The sequence below is a fragment of the Phaeobacter cretensis genome (assembly GCF_047372505.1).
GTDB classification, from domain to species: domain Bacteria; phylum Pseudomonadota; class Alphaproteobacteria; order Rhodobacterales; family Rhodobacteraceae; genus Phaeobacter; species Phaeobacter cretensis.
On sequence record NZ_JBKBEU010000001.1, the window covers coordinates 3,849,577 to 3,868,498 of the forward strand.

Annotated in this window: 17 protein-coding genes; 10 read left to right on the forward strand and 7 right to left on the reverse strand. The window is 56.7% G+C overall.

The genetic code is table 11. The annotated features are described in order from the left end of the window. Window positions 1-197 precede the first annotated feature (197 nt). The gene (locus tag ACEWZM_RS18215) at window positions 198-1,271 is read left to right on the forward strand and encodes a DUF6456 domain-containing protein (protein WP_414007794.1); all 1,074 of its coding nucleotides are present in this window, start codon (window positions 198-200) and stop codon (window positions 1,269-1,271) included. Between the two features lie 92 nt (window positions 1,272-1,363). Here the strand turns inward: ACEWZM_RS18215 and ACEWZM_RS18220 are convergent, their stop codons facing one another. Next, window positions 1,364-1,912 carry a peroxiredoxin gene (locus tag ACEWZM_RS18220; RefSeq protein WP_414007795.1) on the reverse strand — a complete coding sequence of 183 codons (549 nt, stop codon included), beginning with the start codon at window positions 1,910-1,912 and terminating at the stop codon, window positions 1,364-1,366. 393 nt (window positions 1,913-2,305) lie between these two features. Between ACEWZM_RS18220 and lipA the strand changes: the two genes are divergently transcribed. Both lipA and ACEWZM_RS18230 read left to right on the forward strand, forming a co-directional pair. Then, window positions 2,306-3,259 (forward strand): lipoyl synthase, encoded by a 954-nt coding sequence (gene lipA, locus ACEWZM_RS18225; RefSeq protein ID WP_414007796.1) that lies wholly within the window; start codon window positions 2,306-2,308, stop codon window positions 3,257-3,259. After that, window positions 3,256-4,401 (forward strand): amidohydrolase, encoded by a 1,146-nt coding sequence (locus ACEWZM_RS18230; RefSeq protein ID WP_414007797.1) that lies wholly within the window; start codon window positions 3,256-3,258, stop codon window positions 4,399-4,401. Before lipA ends, ACEWZM_RS18230 begins: the two co-directional genes overlap by 4 nt. Window positions 4,402-4,545: 144 nt before the next feature. Here the strand turns inward: ACEWZM_RS18230 and hpt are convergent, their stop codons facing one another. Beyond that, entirely contained in the window at window positions 4,546-5,091 is a 546-nt protein-coding gene (gene hpt, locus ACEWZM_RS18235) for a hypoxanthine phosphoribosyltransferase (protein ID WP_414007798.1), read from the reverse strand. Window positions 5,092-5,164: 73 nt separating this feature from the next. Between hpt and ACEWZM_RS18240 the strand changes: the two genes are divergently transcribed. Continuing rightward, entirely contained in the window at window positions 5,165-5,611 is a 447-nt protein-coding gene (locus ACEWZM_RS18240; RefSeq protein WP_414007799.1) for a type II toxin-antitoxin system RatA family toxin, read from the forward strand. A gap of 90 nt (window positions 5,612-5,701) precedes the next feature. Here the strand turns inward: ACEWZM_RS18240 and ACEWZM_RS18245 are convergent, their stop codons facing one another. The 4 genes from ACEWZM_RS18245 to ACEWZM_RS18260 all read right to left on the reverse strand — a co-directional run bounded on the left by ACEWZM_RS18245 (window position 5,702) and on the right by ACEWZM_RS18260 (window position 9,307). Further along, on the reverse strand, window positions 5,702-6,883 hold the full coding sequence (locus ACEWZM_RS18245; RefSeq protein ID WP_414007800.1) for an ammonium transporter: 1,182 nt from the start codon (window positions 6,881-6,883) through the stop codon (window positions 5,702-5,704). Window positions 6,884-7,101: 218 nt separating this feature from the next. Further along, a complete protein-coding gene (locus tag ACEWZM_RS18250) occupies window positions 7,102-7,581 on the reverse strand; it encodes a CinA family protein (protein WP_414007801.1) in 480 nt (159 codons plus the stop codon). A 2-nt stretch (window positions 7,582-7,583) separates the two neighbouring features. Beyond that, window positions 7,584-8,090: a phosphatidylglycerophosphatase A family protein gene (locus ACEWZM_RS18255; protein WP_414007802.1), complete on the reverse strand. Its 507-nt coding sequence runs from the start codon at window positions 8,088-8,090 to the stop codon at window positions 7,584-7,586. Then, window positions 8,087-9,307: a bifunctional 2-C-methyl-D-erythritol 4-phosphate cytidylyltransferase/2-C-methyl-D-erythritol 2,4-cyclodiphosphate synthase gene (locus ACEWZM_RS18260; RefSeq protein WP_414007803.1), complete on the reverse strand. Its 1,221-nt coding sequence runs from the start codon at window positions 9,305-9,307 to the stop codon at window positions 8,087-8,089. The genes ACEWZM_RS18255 and ACEWZM_RS18260 overlap by 4 nt, the downstream gene beginning before the upstream one ends. Before the next feature lie 190 nt (window positions 9,308-9,497). Between ACEWZM_RS18260 and dusB the strand changes: the two genes are divergently transcribed. From dusB to ntrX, 5 genes are all read left to right on the forward strand, one after another. Next, window positions 9,498-10,532, forward strand: a complete 1,035-nt coding sequence (gene dusB, locus ACEWZM_RS18265; RefSeq protein WP_414007804.1) for a tRNA dihydrouridine synthase DusB — start codon at window positions 9,498-9,500, stop codon at window positions 10,530-10,532. Further along, a complete protein-coding gene (locus ACEWZM_RS18270; RefSeq protein WP_414007805.1) occupies window positions 10,529-11,671 on the forward strand; it encodes a two-component system sensor histidine kinase NtrB in 1,143 nt (380 codons plus the stop codon). The genes dusB and ACEWZM_RS18270 overlap by 4 nt, the downstream gene beginning before the upstream one ends. Window positions 11,672-11,677: 6 nt before the next feature. Next, entirely contained in the window at window positions 11,678-13,090 is a 1,413-nt protein-coding gene (locus ACEWZM_RS18275; RefSeq protein WP_414007806.1) for a response regulator, read from the forward strand. Between the two features lie 99 nt (window positions 13,091-13,189). Further along, window positions 13,190-15,469: a sensor histidine kinase NtrY-like gene (locus ACEWZM_RS18280; RefSeq protein ID WP_414007807.1), complete on the forward strand. Its 2,280-nt coding sequence runs from the start codon at window positions 13,190-13,192 to the stop codon at window positions 15,467-15,469. After that, complete coding sequence (gene ntrX, locus ACEWZM_RS18285) at window positions 15,466-16,881, forward strand: nitrogen assimilation response regulator NtrX (RefSeq protein WP_414007808.1); 1,416 nt, start codon at window positions 15,466-15,468, stop codon at window positions 16,879-16,881. The genes ACEWZM_RS18280 and ntrX overlap by 4 nt, the downstream gene beginning before the upstream one ends. Before the next feature lie 72 nt (window positions 16,882-16,953). On the opposite strand, the gene ACEWZM_RS18290 is transcribed toward ntrX, so the two are convergent. Then, a complete protein-coding gene (locus tag ACEWZM_RS18290; protein ID WP_414007809.1) occupies window positions 16,954-17,433 on the reverse strand; it encodes a hypothetical protein in 480 nt (159 codons plus the stop codon). A 111-nt stretch (window positions 17,434-17,544) separates the two neighbouring features. On the opposite strand from ACEWZM_RS18290, the gene trkA reads away from it, so the two are divergent. Beyond that, entirely contained in the window at window positions 17,545-18,921 is a 1,377-nt protein-coding gene (trkA, locus tag ACEWZM_RS18295) for a Trk system potassium transporter TrkA (RefSeq protein ID WP_414007810.1), read from the forward strand. Window position 18,922 lies beyond the last annotated feature (1 nt).

Consider the following 18,922-nt stretch of genomic DNA (forward strand, 5'->3'; position numbering starts at 1 on the left):
CAACCAATACGGGTGTTGCGGGGGCGGGCGGTTCGGCGAACGGTCTATTCGATATTGATTGATGAAAATTTGAAACCAATGATGTTCTGATTGAGACTATTCAGAAAAAACAGGCCAGTACGGTGAGAAGTTTTTGTGGATAACACGTAGGCGGCCACCAGGAGGATAGTTTCACCGATCACATGTGGGGTGATATAATGCAAACTATGGCTGTATTCGAATTGCCGGAATGGGTGCCTGAGGAGGCGTGCCGATATCTTGAACATACCGAAGCGGGCCGATCGATCCGCAATCTTGCAAAACAGGCGGGGTGCCATCCGTCCACGGTGCTACGACAGGTCCGACGGGTCGAAACCCGCCGTGATGATCCGTTGATCGATGGTGCTTTGGCGTCCCTAGCTGCGAACCACTATGCCGAAGATGTGCCGGGGCCACGGCCGATGTCTGCGCGTGCCTTGGCACTTGGAACGGTGCCAGCCTGCGCCGAAGCGTTTGAGAGCGAGGCGGTTGAAATTCTGACCTGTCTCAACCCACAAGGAGCCGTGCTGGCGGTTGCTGACGGGATGGAGAAGGCCGTTGTTGTACGTGAGGCCGCGGTCGGCGACAAAAAAATCGTGGTGGACCGTACCTTGGCGGAGGCAATGGCACTGAGGGACTGGATCGCCTGTTTGACCCCGGGGCGGTTGAGCCGCTATCACATCACGCCGGAGGGGCGCAGTGCACTCAGCCATTTTGTTGCCAGCCGTGAGAATCAGGCCCGAACGCGCTTGGAAAACGCAAGCCTCGCCACACGCAAATCTAATCGCAGCCAGAGACGGCCACGGCGCGCCCGCTATGGGCTGGGTGAGACGCCGCTAAACATGTTGGCGCGGCTCAACAATCGCGATGGAACCCCGTTTCTGACGACGGATCTGGTGCGCGCGGGTGAGCGCCTGCGAGAGGATTTTGAGCTGGCACAGGTTGGTGATCATCTGAGGCAATCGAAGGCTCAGTTCTCAGAAGGCGATAATGCTCGAAATTCAAGCCGCCGTCGCAGGCCCGGGCAGGCAGCCGCTGCTGCAAAGCGCCGCGCCGCTGCGGCGCTCAATGCACTCGGGGCAGGGCTGAGCGATATTGTAATGCGTTGCTGTTGCCATCTTGAGGGGTTGGAGGTTGCAGAACGACAGTTGGGCTGGTCTGCACGGTCGGGCAAGGTTGTTTTGCGCATCGCATTGCAACAGCTGAAACTTCACTACGACACTCAGCAAAAACAGGATGAGCTGATCGGGTGAATTACCTGATCTGGCAATGAAAAAACCCGGCGCATTCAGGCGCCGGGTTCTATTCTCTGTTGTAGACTATGCTGCGTAGCCAATCCGGTGGATTAGGCAGCGACCTCGACCTTGGCGGTCTTCAGGTGCTTCAGCACGGTCTCAGGGGAGGAGACCCCATAGGGATCTTCGCCATGGTTGTCACAAAGACCTGGCTCTTCGAACCATGCCTCGACCACACCATTGGTCACAATGGCAGCATAACGCCAGGAACGGTTACCAAAACCCAGGTTATCCTTGGCGACCAGCATACCCATCTTGCGGGTGAACTCACCGGAACCATCAGGGATGACGCTTACGTTTTCAAGCTTCTGCGCTTCGGCCCATTTGTTCATGACAAAGCTATCATTCACCGACATGCAGTAGATGGCGTCGATGCCTTCAGCTTTGAAATCGGCAAAGCCGTTTTCGAAGCCGGGAAGCTGATAGGTGGAGCATGTTGGCGTAAAGGCGCCGGGTAGCGAGAACAGGACAACACGTTTGTCCGCAAAGTAATCTGCAGTGGTTTTGTCTTCCCAGCGGAACGGGTTTGGCCCGTCTAGAGAGTCGTCACGAACTCGGGTGCGGAAGGTCACGTCGGGCAGTTTTACGCCAGCTTTCATCGTCGGTTCCTAGTTGATCAATTTGTCGTCAGGCGGTGGACTATAATAGTTCTAAAACTCTCGCAATGGGCTATTCGCAGCAGCTTTGCCGCAGCCCGAAGGGTGATGAAAATTCAGGCAGGAATGACCGCACAGTCGCTCAGTACTACATTGATCATGCGTCGCATTTCGCGCGACTCGGACATGTGTGCGGCATGTATTCCCAGCTTAGGTAGAAATCGGGTGACTGGGTTGCAATTTCTGCATCTTGCATGAAATTTTTAATTTTATCAGCCTATTGAAGCGCAAGCATAAGGTGCGAAGGTGATTGCATGTGGCGCGGAACTGGTCGTGCCAAGCGATTGCAACTATGTTACGAAGACCAAAAGACCATTGCCGCAAGGGAACATCGACGTGCGAGATCTGAAAATCCCCGAGCAACGCCACCCGGAAAAGGCGCATCGTCCTGACAATGCTCAGCCGAAGAAGCCAAGCTGGATCCGGGTTAAAGCGCCAGGGGGCAAGGGCTACGCAGAAACGCATAAGATCATGCGTGAAAACAAACTCGTCACAGTCTGCGAAGAAGCTGGCTGCCCGAACGTAGGCGAGTGCTGGAGCCAGGGCCACGCCACCATGATGATCATGGGTGAGGTTTGCACACGCGCCTGTTCCTTCTGCAACATTGCCACAGGCAAGCCGCCAGAGGCGCTTGATGTGTTCGAACCTGGCCGGGTCGCAGATGCGGTGCAGAAACTGGGATTGAACCACGTTGTTATTACGTCCGTGGATCGCGATGACATCGCAGACGGCGGCGCAGATCATTTTGCTCAGACGATACGGGCTGTGCGGCATCGCTCGCCAAAAACCACCATTGAAATTCTCACACCGGATTTCCTGAAATGCGATCCATCGGTATTGGAAAAGGTGGTCGAGGCGCGGCCTGATGTGTTTAACCACAATCTGGAGACTGTGCCGGGCCTATATCCGGAAGTGCGCGCAGGCGCCCGTTATTTTCATTCTCTGCGCTTGTTGCAGCGGGTGAAGGAGCTGGATCCTTCTATGTTCACCAAATCCGGCATCATGGTTGGGCTTGGAGAGAATGCGCAGGAGGTGAAGCAGGTTATGGATGATATGCGCGCTGCGGATATCGATTTCCTGACCATTGGCCAGTATCTGCAGCCCACGCCCAAGCACCATGCGGTGGACCGGTTCGTTACACCGGAAGAGTTTAAGACCTACGAGAAAGCCGCCTATGGGAAGGGTTTTCTTATGGTGTCTGCGACACCGCTCACGCGCTCTTCCTACCATGCCGGTGATGATTTTGCCCAATTGCGCGCAGCGCGGAACACCAAACTTGGTCTGGCATGACGCCCGAGCGTCTGTCGCGGCTGCAGATGCTGCGCCAGAGCCTGCACCAAATCCCCGAGGTTTCGGGTGATGAAGAAAAAACGGCAGCAGCTGTAGCGGACTATCTGCGCCGGTATAAACCGGATGAGATTCTGACCGGTTTGGGTGGTCATGGGCTTGCTGCCGTCTATGACGGTGCAGCAAACGGACCTACTGTTATGATCCGTTGTGAGCTGGATGGTCTACCGATCGCGGAACTCTCCAATCTGCCCTACCGCTCAAAACATCCAGGGCGGGGGCATCTGTGTGGTCATGATGGACACATGGTCATGGTCGCTGCCCTTGCTGAGGATCTGTCGAACAAGCGGCCCGCACGAGGGCGCGTTGTGCTGATGTTCCAGCCGGCAGAGGAAACCGGCAAGGGCGCGCGTGCGGTGATATCTGATCCTGCGTTTCAGAACATCGCGCCTGACTACGCGTTCTCACTGCATAATCTGCCTGGACTGCCAGTGGGCGATGTAGCGCTGTGTTCCGGTGCGGCGAACTGTGCGTCCCGAGGGATGCGCATCCGGCTGGCCGGCAAGACGTCGCACGCCGCAGCGCCTCAGGACGGCGTGTCACCAGCCACTGCCATGGCGAAATTGCTTCCGGGGCTTGTAGCTCTTGGCGGTGGTGAGGATCTGGGGCCGGACTATGCGCTTGTCACCTTGACGCATGCGCGTTTGGGAGAGGCAACCTTTGGTATTGCCCCGGGCGAGGGAGAGGTCTGGGCGACCCTCCGAACAGTCAATGACACCGGCATGGAGACATTGATTTCGGAGGCCATGGATCTGGTCCAGCAGACATGTGACGACAGTGGCTTGGGCTGTGAGATCAGCTTTGATGATGTCTTTGAGGCGTGCTCCAATGACGCGGAGGCATCGGTGATCCTGAAAACTGCCTGTGCATCTGCCGGGCTTCCGATTCAGATGAGGGAGCTACCACAACGCTGGTCCGAGGATTTTGGCCAATTTGGCAAGACGGCTAGATCGGCAATGTTCTGGCTGGGATCGGGCGTTGACCAACCTCAGCTGCACAATCCCGACTATGATTTTCCGGATGCAGCGATCCCGGTCGGAGTGTCGGTGTTCACGCAAGTGATCGACGCCATCGTGGGAAAATAAATCTATTTATACAAATAGCTATGGGTCTTAATTGATACTGTTGTTCGCTGGCCATTTCACGAACCTAAGCCGGGCGCGGTTGATCGCGCCCGAAGATGATAGATCAGGCTGAATACTCGCAGGCCGAAGCCAGCATACCGAGTTTTAGTCCTCTCCGGTAAAGCGGACATTTCCAATAAACGGCAGGTTGCGGTTGCGCTGAGCATAATCGATTCCATACCCCACAACAAATTCGTCTGGGATCTCAAAACCGATCCAGTCAGAACGGAAATCCACCTCGCGCCGTGACGGCTTGTCGAGCAGCGCGATGGATTTCAGACGCGCAGGCTGACGGCTCCGCAACAGGTTCGTCACGTGGTTTAGCGTATGGCCGGTGTCGACGATATCCTCAACAACCAACACGTCACGCCCCTCAATTGCGCCACGCAAGTCTTTGAGAATGCGAACTTCCCGGCTGCTTTCCATTGCATCCCCATAGGAGGACGCCTCCAGAAAATCGACCTCAATCGGCAAGTCGAGTTCACGTACGAGATCGGCGATAAAGACAAAGCTGCCGCGCAACAGTCCCACCACCACCAGTTTGTCGGTGCCTTCGAATTCGTTCTGGATCTCGGCGCAAAGCGCTTCGATCCGGGCCGCGATGGCCTTGGCTGAGATCATCACATCGATGACATATGGCCGCTGTGTCATGGGTGCCCCCTTGAAATTCCCGCGCGTTCATATGACATGACGCCCGACGATCATAGCAGGAAATACGCGACCTATGCCTACCCATTCAGAAACCCGGCCAATGCCTTATACCGCACAGCAGATGTATGATCTGGTGGCAGATGTGGCGGAGTATCCGAAGTTTCTGCCGTGGTGTGCGGCGGCGCGGATCCGCAGCCGGGTGCCGCAGGGTGCCGCTGATCTGGTCGAGGCCGATCTGGTGATTTCCTTCAAAGTGTTTCGCGAACGCTTTGGTAGCCGGGTCACGCTGTTTCCTGACGATAAGAAGATCGATACCGAATATCTGGATGGGCCATTTCGCTATATGAAGTCCAATTGGGCTTTTGCCGATCGTGCTGATGGCGGGTGTGATGTGTCGTTCTTTGTGGATTTTGAGTTCAAGAATGCAGTCTTGCAGGGCATCATTGGAATTGTGTTCAACGAGGCGATGCAGCGCATTGTTCGTGCCTTTGAGCGGCGTGCGGCAGAGCTGTACGACTAGCCAAATCCCTGCTTTAATCGGTTTTTAAAAACAAAACGAGCCCCGCCAGGGAGCCCGTCTGTAATTTTCTGCATGAATGGCGCTGTGCCGTTAACTGCTCATGTCATAGGCGCGTTCGCCATGCACAGAGATATCAAGACCGTTGGTTTCGGTCTCAAGATCAACACGCAGAGGCGTGATGGCTGCAACCAGCTTCACCAGCGCAAAAGTGACCACGATGGTAAAGATGCCCACGACGGCCAGTCCACCGAGTTGTGCGAACCAGCTGCCAGCACCGAAGATGGCGATCATGATGGTGCCAAAGATGCCGCCAACACCGTGAACGGCAAAGACATCAAGCGTATCGTCGATCTTTAGCATGTTGCGCACAAGGTTGACGGCTTCCTGGCATAGGATACCTGCCACAGCGCCAATCACCATCGCTTCGACTGGACCAACAAAGCCCGAAGCGGGTGTAATCGAGGCGAGACCTGCAATGGTCCCTGTCACCAAGCCAACCATGGAAGCTTTGCCGTATTTGATCTTCTCCCACAGCGCCCATGTAAGTGAGGCAGTCGCCGCAGAAATATGGGTGACTGTCAGCGCCATAGCAGCGCCACCGTCAGCGGCCAACTGCGAGCCACCGTTAAAGCCGAACCAACCAACCCAGAGCATGGCTGCACCGATAAAGACGTAGCCGGGGTTATGAGGGGGAGTGGTGCGGTTTTTACGAGGGCCAAGGCAAACCGCGATTATCAATGCTGCGATACCCGCTGTTTCATGCACGACGATGCCACCTGCAAAATCCCGAACGCCGATCTCGCCAAAAATACCGCCGTCGGCCATCATGCCGCCACCCCAGATCCAGTGCACCACTGGCGCGTAGCACAGCAGCATCCAGAGGCCGGAGAACGTGAGAACAAAGCCAAATCCCACGCGTTCGACATAGGCGCCCACAATCAGTGCAGGCGTGATAATGGCAAAGGTCATCTGGAAGGCAAAGAAGAGAACCTCGGGGAGGGTGCCTGACAGGCTGTCAGCTGTCACACCAGAGAGGAACATCTTATCCAGCCCGCCCCAGAAACCGCTGGTGCCCCCACCAAATGCAATGGAATAGCCGAAAGCCAACCATAGAACGCTCATCAAACAGGCAATTGCGTAGCATTGCATAAAGACGCTGAGCACATTTCGGGCACGGACAAGCCCGCCATAGAACAGGGCGAGCCCCGGCAAAGTCATAAAAAGGACCAGGGCCGTAGCCACAATGATCCAAGCTGTATCGGCTGCGTTCATCCGCCGTTCCTTCCGCGTCTCAGGCTGGTTTTGTGTTTCCAGCCTCACAAAGCGGAAGTGTGTCGTTTAAAAAAGCGGCAGGTTTGATATTATCGCAAGAAAAGTGGGCTTTTGTTAAAGTGCTGAAAAAGTAGGCGCATATTGCGGCGCGCTGCTCAATTCTCGGACGGTATGTGAAATAGCGGCAGATGGCTCGCCATTTGCGTCAGAGGGGTGGATCAGACCTTGGCCGAGCCGATAGCCTTGCGGATCAGTGTCAACGCATGGTCGCGCGTGGCACAACGTATGCCGTCTCTGCCCAATGGGCCGAATTCGATCGTTTCGACCTGGATGGGCCGGGACTTCTGCGCGACGGCAAAGCAAACGCGGCCTTCGGGTTTGTGCTCGGATCCGCCGGGACCAGCAATGCCTGTGACCGCGATGGCAATATCCACTTGAGCGCGCCTTTGTGCGCCCTCCGCCATCTCGACTGCGACGTGTTCGCTGACAGCCCCTTCAGCGACGAGAGTGGCCTCTTGTACGCCGAGCATCTCCTGTTTGGCGCGGTTTGAGTAGGTAACATAGCCCCGATCTAAAACTGCTGAGGATCCCGGAATATCGGTAAGAGCGGCCGCGATCATTCCGGCGGTGCAGCTTTCTGCGGTGGCAATGGTCACGCCTCGGGCACGCGCCGCGTCTATGAGTTCTGCCACATCCATGATCACATACCCAATACACCGTGCGAGAACCCGGCAAGGGCTGCAACGCCGATTGCGGCAAGGATGCCCGCTATTATGTCGTCCATCATCACACCGGTCGCGCCTTTCTGGCGGTCGGCCCAGCCTACGGGGCCGGGTTTCCAGATGTCGAACAGTCGAAACAGCACAAAGGCCGCGATCCAACCGGGCCAGAGGGCAGTAATGGCTATGTCATGCGCCCAAGCTGGATAAGAAATAGCCCAGAGAGCTATGAACTGGCCTGCGACCTCATCCAATACAAACTCGGATGGATCCATGTCCTCGCGGTTGCGGGTCATTGCCTCGGCAGCCCAGACGCCCACGACCATGCAGACAACGGTGGCAAGCGCCAACAAAAGAAAGCCGCCAAGCTGATGCAATGCAAATGCCAGCGGAAGGGCTACAAGTGAGCCCCAGGTGCCGGGCGCCGGACGCAGATAACCGACACCGCCGACTGTACCGATAAGAAGGGCGAGGCGTGGCTGTTTCATGGTTTCACCACACAAGCTGTAGCTATAGCTGCAATGCCTTCGCTGCGGCCAGTAAAGCCGAGGCGTTCAGATGTGGTCGCCTTTATGGAGACACGCGAAATATCAATCGACAGGATATCAGCTACGGCGGCGCGCATGGCGGCAGCGTGTGGGGTAATCTTTGGAAACTCGCACACCAGTGTGCAGTCAACATTTGAGATTTGATAGCCTTCGGAACGCGCCAGCTCAGCCGCATGGCGCAGGAAGATGTCGCTGGCAGCGCCCTTCCATTGATCGTCAGATGGGGGGAAATGGCGGCCAATGTCGCCTTCTGCCAGCGCGCCATAGAGCGCGTCTGTTATGGCGTGTAGGCCGACGTCGGCGTCTGAGTGCCCTTGAAGGCCGCGATCATGGGCCACTGGCACACCACAAAGCACGACCTCATTCCCCGGTCCAAACCGGTGAACATCGTAGCCATTGCCAAGCCTTACATCCATGTCGCCCCCTAAATTGCGCGCTGCCCGGTCGAAATCTTCCGGGCGGGTGATTTTGATATTGTCTGGGTCGCCCGGAATGATGGCAACGTCAATCCCTGCACCGCGCGCAACCTCGACATCATCGGCGGCGTCACCGCCCGTTTTTGCTAGGTGTAGATGTGCAGCACGGATCTCCGCGAGGTGAAAGCCCTGCGGTGTCTGAGCGGCGAAGAGACCGGTGCGATCCTCAGTTCCCGTGACAAAGGTATCGCTGCCACGCCATAGCGCATCAGTCACGGCCAGTGCGGGAGCAGCCGCCAAATGGGTGTCCAGCGCGGCCACGACATCCTGTATCACACGCGAAGAGACGCAGGGGCGTGCGGCATCATGGATCAGGACATGGTTAACCTCGCAATTGGCCAGTAGCTCCAACCCATTGGCCACGGATTGCGCGCGCGTGGTCCCGCCATGGGTCAGCAGCAGATCATCGCGTGTCGTAAATTCCTGCCAGATTTCGGTATCATCAGGCGAGAGAACCAACGCTATTCGATGAATCCCTGCGTTCTGAAATGCATCGAGCGTCCAGTCGATGACACGGCGACCCGCCAAAGGACGCCATTGTTTTGGCAGCCCGCCGCCCGCACGGGTGCCTCTGCCCGCAGCAACAATCAAGGCGGCAGTCTGATGATGCGCGTGGTGCGCGGGTGCTGGCTGGTCTGTCGGGGTGGGCGCGCGCGCCGGTGGCTGCTGATCGGATGGCATGAGCGGCTCTTTATTGGGTGCTAATTGTTTAGGAGGTGATGCAAGGCGAGGCAATGGCATGTCGCCACCCTAGTTAAAATGCCTAAAAATTAGGCAAGTGCCAAAGAATGCATCCTTGTCTACCGGGGTTTGATTGTCGCATAGAGGCTGCTTCGGCTAGAAACGCTACATATGCACAAGGATTAGGCAGTTGTCCTTCACTCTCGGATCTACATCTCTGACCCCACCTATCGCGCTGGCGCCGATGGCCGGAATCACCGATCGGCCATTCCGCGATCTGGTGCGTAGCTTTGGCGTCGGGCTCATGGTGAGCGAGATGGTCGCCAGTCAGGAAATGGTGCAGGCCAAGCCCGGCGTACGGGAGCGCGCCGAGTTGAGCGCTGATGTGGAAAACACTGCCGTTCAGATCGCCGGACGGGATGCCTATTGGATGGCAGAGGCTGCACGACAGGTTGCAGACCGCGGTGCCAAGCTGATTGATATCAATATGGGGTGCCCGGCCAAGAAGGTGACCAATGGGTATTCCGGTTCCGCCTTGTTGAAAACGCCGGATCATGCGTTGTCTCTGATAGAAGCGGTGGTGGCTGCGGTTTCGGTTCCGGTCACGTTGAAAACGAGGCTTGGCTGGGATGACGGCAGTCTCAATGCGGCCAGTGTCGCCTATCGCGCCCAGGAGGCCGGGGTTCAGATGGTGACGATCCATGGGCGTACCCGCTGCCAGTTCTACAAGGGCAGTGCCGATTGGCAGGCCATAGCGTCGGTGAAATCCGCATTGACCGTTCCGTTGCTTGCCAATGGGGATATCACCGATACGGCAACGGCAAGAACTGCGCTCGCCCAGTCCCGAGCGGACGGCGTGATGATCGGCCGTGGCGCACAGGGTAAACCCTGGCTGCTGGCTGAGGTGGCGCATGACATCTGGGGCAGCAATGCGCCTAATATTCCCAAAGGCGATGATCTGCTTCAGATGGTGAGTGCCCACTACGAGGCGATGATAGCGTTTTATGGCGTGGATCTTGGGCTGCGGGTCGCCCGAAAGCATCTGGGCTGGTATATGGATGAAGCAGGCACACCGGCGGCCCTGCGCCGTGAGGTGCTGACCGCCAAGGCTCCCAAGGCGGTTCTGTGCCTGTTGCCAGATGCGCTGACAGATAGCACCGGACCAGAGGATCGGAAATCAGGCGCTCTGGACACATCCGAAAAACTGGGCGGGCAGGCAGCATGACGCGGGATGTCGCCGAGCCAGAAACACCAAAAGACTGGAGCGGCACCGATAGTGCGCTCTGGGCATCGTTACCGGTGCCGGCCTTTATCATCGACCATGAGGCGAAGATCGCGGATGTGAACTCCGCTGGAGAGGGGTTTCTAAATACGTCACGCAAGGCGCTCTTGGGAAAGGCGATCTGGAAACATGTGATCATCGCACCACTGATTGACGAGGCCGTTGAGCGCGCGCGCGATAACGGGACGCCACTGTTCGTGAATGATATTGATGTAGGCGCACCAGGGCGGGCGCCGCTGCAATGCAATGTGCAGGTGGCGCGGGTACAGGGGTTTGACGGCAAGATGCTCATCCTGCTTTCCCCGCGTGAGCTGGCCGGTCGGCTGACGCAGAACCACTCGGCCAAATCTGCCGCACAATCCGCCATCGGTATGGCCGAGATGCTGGCCCATGAGATCAAGAACCCATTGGCGGGGATTACCGGTGCGGCGCAGCTGGTGTCTATGGGGCTGTCAGGCGATGACCTGGAACTAACCGATCTGATCGTTAGTGAAAGCCGACGTATCGTTAAACTGCTGGAGCAGGTCGAGCAATTCGGTAACCTCTCCACCCCGGCCTTTCAGGAGGTCAACATACACGACGTTCTTGATCGTGCGCGCAGGTCGGCCCTGTTGGGGTTTGGCGCGCATATGACCATTCTCGAAGACTATGACCCTTCGCTGCCGATGGCATGGGGCGATGGGGACCAACTGTTGCAAGTGGTCCTGAACCTGCTGAAGAACGCGGCAGAAGCGGCTGATCCCGGTGGCGGCACCATTCGCATCCGCACATTCTATGAGCATTCTTTCCGCCTGCGACGCAGCGATGGCTCAGGCAAGCTGTTGCCGTTGCAGATAGAAATTTCTGATAACGGCCCGGGCCTGCCTGAGGCGATCCGCGACGATATCTTTGACCCCTTTGTATCGGGCCGTGAGAACGGCACCGGGCTGGGACTGGCTTTGGTCAGCAAAATCATTGCCGATCATCAGGGCTGGATCTCGGTCACGTCCGAGCCCGGCCAGACCGTTTTCCGCCTGTCACTATCGCGTGTGCCTTCTGCGCCGCGACCCTCACCAATTCCAAACGCCTCATTGCAGGAGTAGCACATCATGGACGGTACTGTTTTGGTCGCAGATGACGATCGTACAATTCGCACGGTCTTGACCCAGGCCCTGACACGCGCAGGGTGCAAGGTCCATGCGACGTCGTCTCTCACCACGCTGATGCGCTGGGTGGGCGAGGGCAAGGGCGACGTTGTCATCTCCGATGTGATGATGCCAGACGGGAATGGGCTGGAAATGCTTCCGAAGATCGCGGATGACCGGCCTGGCTTGCCAGTGATTGTGATCTCGGCGCAGAACACAATCATGACTGCGATCAAGGCGGCAGAGGCTGAAGCCTACGATTATCTACCCAAACCCTTTGATCTGCCTGAATTGATGAAACGCACGGCCAAGGCATTGGCAGAAAAACGCACGGCGCTGGGCCATGCGCGCAGCAGTGCACTGGCTGCCGGGGCAAGTGGGCTTGACGATAGGCAGGGTGAAAGCCACGAAGATCTGCCTCTGGTGGGCCGTACAGAGGTGATGCAGACGCTTTACCGGTTGATCGCACGGGTGATGAACACGGATATTCCATTGCTGATCACCGGCGAGAGTGGCACTGGGAAATCACTGATAGCGCGCTCCATACATGATCTGTCAGACCGCCGCACATTGCCGTTTGTACGCGCTGAAGCCGCAGAGCTTGCCTCTCTGGATGGGCCATCTCAGCTGCTGTCCCAAGCGCGTGGAGGTACATTGTTGCTGGATGAACTGGGGGATATCTCGGAGGACGCTCAGGCCCGCCTTGTGAGGATGATGGATGCGCCGGGTGATCGGCTACCCCGGTTTATTGCTACCAGCCAGCAAGACCTTGCTGCTGCGATGGAGGCGGGGAAACTGCGGCAGGATCTTTACTACCGGATCAGTGGCACGGAATTGCCGGTACCGGCGTTGCGGGCGCGGGTTGATGACATCCCGCTCCTTTGCGCCCATTTCCTGATGCGTGCCGAAAATGAAGGTGCACCACACCGCCAATTGGGGGAAGCCGCACGAGAACCGCTCCGGCAGTTCAATTGGCCCGGCAACGTGCGACAGCTGGAAAATGTTGTCCGGCGTCTGGCGTTGACCGCCCGAAGTGAAGACATCACGGTTGACGAAGTCAGGGCCGCGCTGGGCGCGCAATCTGGCGGAGAACCGGTGGCCACAGGCGGCGGTGCGCTTAGTTCCGAAAAGCTTTCGGAATCAGTTGCGCGACATTTGCAGCGATACTTCGATCTGCATGGCGATATGTTGCCGCCACCCGGGTTGTATGCCCGCCTGATGCGTGAGGTCGAGACGCCGTTGATCGAAATTTCGCTCGCGATGACTGGTGGAAATCAGGCCAAATGTGCTGATTTACTAGGAATTAACCGCAATACCCTGCGTAAGAAGATTACAGACCTTGATATAGAGGTGACACGCCGTCGCAAACTGATGTAATATCGCCACAGAACCGTGACAGATCAGCGTTCCGGCTGGTGATGAACACGATATATGGCGGTCGACCAGAATGGTCGCACATCAGAATGAGGGCAGTACGTGGCGCAGAGGTCACATCTTCGCTCGGCATATGGGCCTTTTGCGGCTCTTGACCGATGGCGCAGAACCCGCAGAGCACGCAATGTCGGCGCGCTTGGGCTGGTTGTGCTTGGCCCTGTGCTGGCACTATCGACATTTTTGATTATCGGCCCGTTTTCGCAAGGGGTCGCATCGCTGTCTCTGCGGCTGATTCTACTCGCTGATCTGATCTACGTGCTGGCAGTTGCTGCCTTGGTGCTGACGCAGGTTGGGCGGCTGATTGCGGCACGGAGGGCCAAATCTGCAGGGTCGCGGTTGCACCTGCGCCTGATCGGGGCGTTCGCTTTTCTGGCGCTGACCCCGACGGTGATTGTGGCTTTGTTCGCAGGGCTAACCGTGAACGTCGGGCTTGAGGGCTGGTTCTCTGACCGGGTGCGCCAGGTTGTTGGCAGTTCGCTGGCCGCAGCAGAGGCCTATCAGAGCCAGCAACAGCGTGATCTCTCTGAGGATGCAATTGCTCTTGCACGCTATATCGACAACAGCCGCAGCCGCAATTTCTTCATCAGTGACGGACAGCTGCGCCAAGTCCTGACACAAGGCCAGTTGCAGATCCAACGCGGGTTGCAGGAAGCCTATGTCGTTGATGGATCTGGGAGCATCCGTGCCCGCGGCGAACGGTCGTATGAGTTTGATTTCGAAGAGCCCAAAAGTGCCGACATCAACACGGCGACGTTTGATGGTGTGACCCTTGTTCAGGACTGGGACAATAGCGAACTGCGTGCGTTGGTGCGGCTTGATGCATTTGTTGATCGCTTCCTCTATGTCAGTCGCGATGTGGATGGAGAGTTACTGAGTTTGTTGGATGACACGCAAGAGACCGCGCATCTTTACCAACAGTTGGAGAGCGAACGCGGGCGCGTGCTGTTTGACTTTGTTCTTCTTTATCTTGGGTTTGCGGTGATCCTTATCCTTGCTGCGATGTGGCTGGGGATGTGGTTTGCCGAGCGGTTGTCGCGTCCGGTTGGTCGACTGACGATCGCTGCGCGCCGTGTCGGGGCGGGCAATTTGAATGTGCAGGTGCCAGAAGAAGACGGCGATGACGAGATTTCCCAATTGGGCCGCTACTTCAATCAGATGACGCTCGAGCTTCGTGAGCAGCGCGATACCTTGCTGGAAAACACTCATCAAATTGAACGCCGCCGTCGATTGTTTGATTCTGTTCTGATGTCAGTGACATCTGGCGTCGTAGGGCTGGACCCGTCTGGCCGTGTCACCTTTGTGAACCGCTCGGCTGAAAGCCTGTTGGGGTGGAGCGGCGACCGCCATTTGCTAGCCTTGGCCGTCGCGGTGCCGGAATTTGGACCCTTGTTTCAGGAACTGACGGAAACAGGCGCTGATGTTGTTCAGGGCGAAATCAAAGTGACCCGCCAGGGGCAATTGGAAAACCTTCTGGTGCGGATGTCGCCGCGTCGTACCGATGAGGGACGGCTCGAAGGCTATGTGGTTGCTTTTGATGATGTGACTGATCTGGTGAGTGCGCAGCGGATGGCAGCCTGGGGGGATGTCGCCCGTCGAATCGCTCATGAGATCAAGAACCCGCTGACGCCAATTCAGCTGAGCGCGGAGCGTATCAAGCGTAAGTTCGCTCCCAAACTGGGCGAAGAAAACAGCGATCTGCTGCAATCCATGACGGATGTGATTATTCGCCAAACCAATGACTTGCGCCGCATTGTGGATGAGTTCTCAAAGTTCGCCCGCATGCCAGAACCCGAGCGGCGTGAAGAAGATCTTGTCACACTGATGCGCGAAGCGGTGACCTTGCAGAAGGCGGGGCAGCCTGATCTGCGCATTGTTGCCGACCTGCCGAAAGAACCGATGTTAGCGGATCTGGACGCCACCATGATCGGTCAGGCGCTCACAAATCTGATCAAGAACGCAGGAGAAGCGGTTGAAACCCTGAAGCAAAAAGGTGGAGTGCCGGGCCTGGATCCGGAAATCCGTATTGATGTCAGGGCAATAAAATCCGGCTATGAGGTTACCATTGCCGACAACGGAATCGGTCTGCCAGAAGACCGGGCTCGTCTGTTTGAACCCTATGTAACCACCCGCGACGAAGGCACTGGTCTTGGCCTGCCAATCGTCAAGAAAATCATCGAAGAACATGGCGGAACACTGGTGCTGGAAGATGCACCTGTGTTTGACGGTCAGTCCCATTATGGGGCTATGGCCGTTATCCGCCTGCCTGCCGCAAATGAAGCGGCGGAACCCCAAAAGAGTACAGTGAAAGCAGGTCTGACATGAGTGACATTCTGATTGTTGACGACGAACGCGACATCCGTGAGCTGGTTTCCGATATCCTTGAAGACGAAGGCTATGCCACGCGCAAAGCCGGCAGCTCCGAGGAATGTATGGCAGCGCTCAATCAGGAAGCCCCCGCGCTTCTAATCCTCGATATCTGGTTGAAAGACAGCCAGATGGATGGAATCGATATCCTTAAGGTGGTGAAACGGGACAACCCGGAGATCCCTGTGGTGATCATTTCTGGTCATGGCAATATTGAAATTGCCGTCGCTGCGATCAAACAGGGCGCCTATGACTTTATCGAAAAGCCTTTTAATATCGATCAGTTGCTGGTCGTTATTCGACGTGCGATGGAGACTTCGAAACTGCGCCGTGAGAACACGGATCTGAAGCGAAAAGACTCCGGCGTAAGCGAGATGATCGGTGCGTCAGCTGCGTATCGCGCATTGGTTGGACAGCTGGACAAAGTAACCAAATCCAACGGACGGGTGATGCTGACGGGGCCGGCAGGCAGCGGCAAAGAAATCGCAGCGCGCTATATCCACACGGAGTCGAACCGGGCCGCGGCCCCCTTTGTCACCGTGAACTGCGCCAGTATCGAGCCGGACCGGATGGAAGAGGTGCTGTTTGGTCGAGAAAGTGCCGAGCGCGGAGTCGAACCTGGATTGCTGGAACAGGCACACGGTGGCGTTGTCTTCTTTGATGAAGTTGCAGATATGCCGCTGGGCACCCAGTCCAAAATCCTGCGAGTTCTGGTTGACCAGCAGTTCCAACGGGTTGGTGGCGCTGACATGGTGCGTGTCGATCTGCGGGTAATATCCGCGACGAACAGAGACTTGGAGCGCGAGATTGAGGCAGACCGGTTTCGTCAGGAGCTATATCACCGCTTGAACGTGGTACCGATCCCGGTGCCGTCGCTGGCAGATCGTCGCGAAGATATTCCGCTGCTCGCAGATTATTTCATTGCTCATTTCAACGAGAGCCAGGGCCTGCCCATGCGTAAGCTGAGTGAGGATGCCGTGGCTTTGATGCAAACGATGCTATGGCCGGGGAATGTGCGCCAGCTGAAGAACATGGTGGAACGTGTTCTAATCCTTGGTGAAAGCACGGGCCCGATAGAGCCCAAAGATCTGCCGCGCGAAGAAGAACCGATTGAGGATCAGAGCCGTGTCGTGCTGTCTGGCGCGTTGGCGACGTTGCCGCTGCGCGAGGCACGCGAGGCGTTTGAGCGCGAATATCTGTTGACCCAAATCAACCGATTTGGTGGCAATATCAGCCGCACTGCGTCTTTTGTCGGCATGGAGCGCTCGGCTTTGCACCGTAAACTGAAATCGCTGGGGGTTGTGACCTCAAACAAAGCAGGCGCACGGATTGCACATGTAGAGAAAGAGACCGAAGATGATATGGCCTGAATGAGCCATATGAAATAAGTATATTATTTGAAATCAGATGCTTGAGCGAGATCGTTGATGCAGCTTGGGCAATCAGGGTGTGGTTGCCACGATCTGTGGTGACTGACCACGTCGTGTGATTGCACAGCTGTTTTCATCAAGCACCGGCAGCGCTGTAGCACGCGGCGCGCCGACTGTATTTGCGACAGACTGCGGGCATCGGTTGACCGCGACGCTTTGATAGCCTTTTTGGGCCATGCAGGTTTGTTCCACTCGTTTACGCAGATCTGCATTTACATCCACCGTGTAGATGTTGCCGTCCTCCCAATAGCCAGACTGGTGATAACAGCGTCCATTGCGGCAAATTTCGCGACCCGGACGGTAGATTGGTGGGTTCTGGCGGATTTGATTGGCCACAGGTGCGTCACGTAAGGCATTAACCTCACAGGTTAGCAGGTCAGCGTCCCGCTGGGCCACATCGGCACCGGCACGGTAATAGACTGGAACCGGGCCACATGCAGCAAGTCCGGATGTCAGTAGCAGCGCAGCAAGCATATGATTTTTTGTGGACATCCTTCGATAGTGGCGGAGAATTCGTGTTGAGACAATTGAATTGACCGTTCCAACGGCTTCTGTCATTCAAAACGCGCGATTTCGCGCATCAGCGCCCTGAGGGACATACACATGAAGGTTATTATCTGTGGCGCAGGTCAGGTCGGCTGGCAAATTGCCCGCCACTTGTCGGGTGAGCACAATGACGTAACAGTGGTCGATAACAACCCCGATCTGGTGCGGCGAGCGACGGATACGCTTGATGTTCAAGGGATTGCGGGTTTTGCTTCATATCCCGATGTGCTGACAAGAGCCGGTGCACGCGACGCCGATATGATCATTGCCGCCACCCATTCGGACGAGGTGAATATGGTCACCTGTCAGGTGGCGCATTCGGTGTTCTCGATCCAGCGCAAGATCGCGCGACTGCGTTCCAAGAGCTATCTTGAAGCGATCTATTCCGATCTCTACCGTCGTGATCACCTGCCGATTGATGTTGTGATCAGCCCTGAGCGCGAGGTCGCAGCGGCGGCGATGCAACGCCTTTCAGCGCCAGCTGCTTTTGATACTGAGATGTTTATGGACGGCGGAGCGCAGCTCCTCGGGGTGCATATTGACGAGGACTGCCCGGTCGTTAACACGCCGCTGCGCCAACTGACTGATCTGTTTTCCACCTTACGGGCGATTGTCGTTGGCATTCGCCGCGATGGCAGCCTGTTTGCTCCGGAGCCGGGTGATCAGCTGTTCGTAGGCGACAGCGCGTATGTATTTGCCCATGTTGACGACGTGAGCCGAACCATAGAAGTCTTTGGTAAGCAACAGAAAAGGCAAGATCGCGTTGTTATCGTTGGCGGCGGAAATGTTGGTCTGGAAGTCGCCAAGGCATTGGAGACCCGAACCGGGCGAACCCGTGCTAAGATGATTGAACGCAACCGGCAATGCGCCGAACGCGCTGCTGAGACCTTAGAGCGGACGATTGTTTTGAATGGCGATGGCCTTGATCGCAGCCTGATGATTGAAGCCGGTATTGATCGTGCTGATGCAATGCTTGCGGTTACCGACGACGACAAAGTCAATATGCTGGCTGCGGTGCGGGCAAAAGCCGAAGGATGTCCGCTCGCAATTGCATTGATCAATGATCCGACGTTGGTGCCGTTGATGGCGCCACTTGGGATCGACGCCTATATCAATCCGCGCGCTACCACCGTTAGCTCGATCTTGCGCCACATCCGCTATGGCCGGGTACGACAGGTTTATTCCATCGGAGATGCCGAGGCCGAAGTAATCGAGGCCGAAGTCATGTCCACATCTCCCATGGCAGGGCACATGATCAGAGACATTGATTTTCCCGAAGGCGTGCTGGTTGGGGCCGTCAGCAAGAGCGGCGTTGTCATGCGCCCGACAGGCGGCATGCGCATTGAGGAAGGCGACGTCATTGCACTGTTTGCCATGGCGGCAGATGTCCCCGAAGTCGAGCGCCTGATGCAGGTCTCGATTGACTTCTTCTAAG

Coding starts and splice junctions, on each gene's coding strand:
- ACEWZM_RS18215 (WP_414007794.1), top strand. CDS start 198: ATGCAAACTATGGCTGTATTCGAATTGCCGGAATGGGTGCCTGAGGAG.
- ACEWZM_RS18220 (WP_414007795.1), bottom strand. CDS start 1,912: ATGAAAGCTGGCGTAAAACTGCCCGACGTGACCTTCCGCACCCGAGTT.
- ACEWZM_RS18230 (WP_414007797.1), top strand. CDS start 3,256: ATGACGCCCGAGCGTCTGTCGCGGCTGCAGATGCTGCGCCAGAGCCTG.
- hpt (WP_414007798.1), bottom strand. CDS start 5,091: ATGACACAGCGGCCATATGTCATCGATGTGATGATCTCAGCCAAGGCC.
- ACEWZM_RS18240 (WP_414007799.1), top strand. CDS start 5,165: ATGCCTACCCATTCAGAAACCCGGCCAATGCCTTATACCGCACAGCAG.
- ACEWZM_RS18245 (WP_414007800.1), bottom strand. CDS start 6,883: ATGAACGCAGCCGATACAGCTTGGATCATTGTGGCTACGGCCCTGGTC.
- ACEWZM_RS18250 (WP_414007801.1), bottom strand. CDS start 7,581: ATGGATGTGGCAGAACTCATAGACGCGGCGCGTGCCCGAGGCGTGACC.
- ACEWZM_RS18255 (WP_414007802.1), bottom strand. CDS start 8,090: ATGAAACAGCCACGCCTCGCCCTTCTTATCGGTACAGTCGGCGGTGTC.
- ACEWZM_RS18260 (WP_414007803.1), bottom strand. CDS start 9,307: ATGCCATCCGATCAGCAGCCACCGGCGCGCGCGCCCACCCCGACAGAC.
- ACEWZM_RS18270 (WP_414007805.1), top strand. CDS start 10,529: ATGACGCGGGATGTCGCCGAGCCAGAAACACCAAAAGACTGGAGCGGC.
- ACEWZM_RS18275 (WP_414007806.1), top strand. CDS start 11,678: ATGGACGGTACTGTTTTGGTCGCAGATGACGATCGTACAATTCGCACG.
- ntrX (WP_414007808.1), top strand. CDS start 15,466: ATGAGTGACATTCTGATTGTTGACGACGAACGCGACATCCGTGAGCTG.
- ACEWZM_RS18290 (WP_414007809.1), bottom strand. CDS start 17,433: ATGTCCACAAAAAATCATATGCTTGCTGCGCTGCTACTGACATCCGGA.
- trkA (WP_414007810.1), top strand. CDS start 17,545: ATGAAGGTTATTATCTGTGGCGCAGGTCAGGTCGGCTGGCAAATTGCC.